4 protein-coding genes and 3 pseudogenes are annotated in these 3,278 nt (G+C 73.2%); 6 read left to right on the top strand and 1 reads right to left on the bottom strand.

Translation table 11 applies throughout. The features are described from left to right. On the bottom strand, positions 1-409 hold a 409-nt coding region (locus LNW71_RS35290), incomplete at its 3' end, for a hypothetical protein (protein WP_250972306.1). On the opposite strand from LNW71_RS35290, the gene LNW71_RS35285 reads away from it, so the two are divergent. The 6 genes and pseudogenes from LNW71_RS35285 to LNW71_RS35270 all read left to right on the top strand — a co-directional run. Further along, positions 358-780 (top strand): glycoside hydrolase family 3 C-terminal domain-containing protein, encoded by a 423-nt coding sequence (locus tag LNW71_RS35285; RefSeq protein WP_250972305.1) that lies wholly within the window; start codon positions 358-360, stop codon positions 778-780. The genes LNW71_RS35290 and LNW71_RS35285 overlap by 52 nt on opposite strands. Before the next feature lie 108 nt (positions 781-888). Further along, positions 889-1,167 (top strand): hypothetical protein, encoded by a 279-nt coding sequence (locus LNW71_RS37205; protein ID WP_374119560.1) that lies wholly within the window; start codon positions 889-891, stop codon positions 1,165-1,167. Between the two features lie 42 nt (positions 1,168-1,209). Beyond that, positions 1,210-1,455, top strand: a pseudogene (locus LNW71_RS37200) (5'/3'-nucleotidase SurE); the annotation flags it as partial. Between the two features lie 348 nt (positions 1,456-1,803). Continuing rightward, positions 1,804-1,932: a hypothetical protein gene (locus tag LNW71_RS36330; RefSeq protein WP_285803298.1), complete on the top strand. Its 129-nt coding sequence runs from the start codon at positions 1,804-1,806 to the stop codon at positions 1,930-1,932. Between the two features lie 76 nt (positions 1,933-2,008). After that, positions 2,009-2,613: pseudogene (locus LNW71_RS35275) on the top strand (carboxylesterase family protein). A gap of 210 nt (positions 2,614-2,823) precedes the next feature. Continuing rightward, positions 2,824-3,278 (top strand): annotated as a pseudogene (locus LNW71_RS35270) (carboxylesterase family protein); the annotation flags it as partial.

Below are 3,278 nucleotides of genomic sequence, written 5' to 3'. Positions count from 1 at the left end.
CGACCAGTTCGGCGGCGAGGAATGCCCCGGGGTCGTGGTCGAGCTCGTGCGCTCCGGCCGCATCGGCGAGGACCGTGTCGACACCTCCGTACGTCGCCTGCTGCGCGAGAAGTTCGCGCTCGGACTCTTCGACAACCCGTACGTGGACCCCGGCCTGGCGCAGGAGATCGTCGGCGCCGGCGAGTTCCGTGCCGCCGGTGAGGCCGCCCAGCGCCGTTCGCTGACCGTCCTGGTGAATCGCGACCGGACGCTCCCGGTCACCGAGGTGCGTCCGAAGCTGTACGTCGAGGGCGTCGACGCCGAAGTCGCGGCGCGCTACGGAGACGTGGTCGGGACCCTGCCGACGCGGACCTCGCCGTGCTCCGGCTACGGACGCCGTACGAACAGCGGGACAACCGCTTCGAGTCACTGTTCCACTCGGGGCGGCTGGACTTCACCGACGAGGAGCTCAAGCCGGTCCTGCGGCTGCTGGACACCGTGCCGACCCTCGTGTGCCTCAACCTCGAAAGGCCCGCCGTGGTGCCCGAGATCGCCGGACGCGCCGCCGCGCTCATCGCCGACTACGGCGCCGGCGACTCGGCGCTGCTGGACGTCGCCTTCGGCCGCGCCCGTGCGGAGGGACGGCTGCCGTTCGAGATGCCCCGCTCGATGACCGCGGTCCAGGAGTCCCGCCCTGACGTGCCGCACGACACCGCCGACCCGCTCTTCCCGTACGGGGCCGGCCTGGACGTCCGACCGCCCGGCCGCCCCACCCAGCCACCGGAGCGGGGCGCCACCTGACGCGGCGCCCGCTCCCGGTCCCCGCCCACCTGCGTCGCCGTCCACCGTGAAGGAATCCACTCATGGCCTCCACCTCGCGCAAACTCACCGTCGTCGCCGCTGTGACCGGTGCCCTTCTGTCGACCCTCGGCGTGGCCGCCGCGGCCGGCAGCACCCCTCGCCCCCGGCCCCGAAGGAACACGCCGGCCCTTCCCGGCGCTGGCCGGCCTGCGCGTTCTGCTGTCCAACGACGACTCCATGCAGGCGGCCAGGACCTCCCACTCCGACGGCCTCGGCCTGTACGAGATCCGCAAGGCGCTGTGCGGCGCCGGGGCCGACGTCGTCGTCATGGCGCCCTGGCAGGTGCAGTCCGGCAAGGGACCGCCGTCACCAACGGCGGCACACTGACACTCGCCCGGCGCACCCGCATGCCCGCGGCTACGAGAACGACTGTGCCGGCACCCGGTCCGGTTCCCCCGTCTACGGATCTGCCTCTCCGACGGCCCCTGCGCCGCCGACAGCGCGAGCGCCACCCCGGCGGACACCGTGAAGTTCGCCCTGCGCGCCGGTCTCGCCGCGAAGGCGGGCTGGCCGGAAGGCCCCGACCTGGTGGTGACCGGCATCAACTCCGGACCCAACGTCAGCGCCCAGGTCAACGACTCGGGCACGGTCGGTGCCGCCGTCGCCGCGATCGACCAAGGTCCCCGCAGTCGCCCTCTCCTCCTCGGGCGACGCCTCCCAGTCGTACTTCCCGCTCGTCAACTACCGTGCGCACGCCCGCTTCGCCGCCGCCCTCCTCGCCGGGATGCGCGGCCGCGACCTGTTCACCGACCGCTTCGCGGTGAAGGTCGACTACCCGGACGTCAGCACCGGCCGGCGGCGAAGCCCCGGCGTGGACGAGCATCGGCCACGGCCAGGTCGTCTGGCACGCCTACCGGCCCAGGCCGCAGGCCGGCACGGACAGCTACGACATCACCTTCGGCGTGTGCGCAACACCCCGGCGACCCGTGCACCGAGACCCTCAGGAACGCCGACTCCACCGCCTTGCTGCAACAGGGCCACATCACCGTCTCCCCGGTCACCGCCGACCGCACGTACGGCGTCAGGACCGGCGACACGAGGGAGCTCAACCGGCTGAAGCACTACGTCACCCACGACGCCCCGCGCTCCTGATCCGACACCTCAGGGAGATCCTCATGCCGCACCACCCCACCACGTCACCCTCACCGTTGCCACACCCCACGGCCCCGTGCGCGGTGAACGCCACGCCACCGGCGTACGTTTCCTCGGCCTCCCCTACGCGCAACCGCCTGTCGGCAGCCTCCGCTTCGCCGCACCCGTGCCGCCCGAACCGTGGACCGACGTCCTCGATGCCACGTCCTACGGCCCGACCGCACAGCGCCGGACGTTCGCCGAGGTCACCACGATCCCCGAGCCGACCGTCCCCGGCGCGGCCACCCTGAACCTCAACGTCTTCACCCCCGACCCCTCGTCCACCGCCGGCCTGCCGGTCCTCGTTGGATTCACGGCGGCGGCTTCGTCGCCGGATCGGCCGCGAGCCCGTGGTACGACGGCCGGTCCTTCAACCGGGACGGCATCGTTCTGGTCTCCCTCGGCTACCGGCTCGGCATCGAGGGTTTCCTCCAGCTGCCCGACGCGCCCGACAACCGGGGCGTCCGTGACTGGATCGCGGCCCTGGAGTGGGTGCGCGACAGCATCGCGTGCTTCGGCGGCGACCCCGCAAAGGTGACCGTCGCCGGCCAGTCGGCGGGCGGCGGGCGGTCCAGACGCTGCTCGCCACGCCTGCCGCCCAGGGCCTGTTCCGGGCAGCGATCTCCGTATCCGGGGCCGTGATGGAGCCGCAGGGCCGGGGTACGGCCGAGGCCGTCAGCGCGCTGTTCACCGAGCGCACCGGCGTCCTCGCCACCGCGGGCGCGCTCCAGCACCTGACCGACGCCGAACTCCTCGCCCACCAGGACCGGCTCACCGCCCCGGCACCCGGGGCCGGCGGCTGCCCATGCTCGCCCTCGCCCCTTCGCCGACGGCGAGCTCATCCCGCGGCCGGTGCGCGAAGCGCTCACCGCCGGGGACGCGGGTGCGGGCATCCCGCTGATGGCCGGCTTCACGGCACACGAGTTCAACGGCATGCCGCAGCCCGGCCTCACGGCCGCCGACGTGCGCAGCACGCTCGCCGCCTTCGGGCTCGACGAAAAGCGCACCCAGATCTTTCTGGACACGCACGCCCCGTACGCGCACGAGCCGGCTCGCCTGTTGGGCCAGGCGGTCACCGACACGACCTTCCGCGCGCCCACACTGGCCGTCGCCGACGCCCGAGCACGGCGCGAAAGGCCCACCTGGCTCTACGAGTTCACACGCCCACCACGGCGCCGGGCTTCGCCGGCATGGCGTGCCACTGCGCGGACCTGCCCTTCGCGTTCGACCTCCTCGACGCCGAAGGCGTCACCGCCGCCCTGGGCGAGAACCCACCACAACACCTGGCCGACGCGATGCACGCGGCC

It is taken from the genome of Streptomyces sp. RKAG290, from assembly GCF_023701695.1.
Taxonomy (GTDB): Bacteria; Actinomycetota; Actinomycetes; order Streptomycetales; family Streptomycetaceae; genus Streptomyces.
Note: the sequence above shows the minus strand (reverse complement) of the source record. Positions and strands in the feature narration are given on the sequence as shown.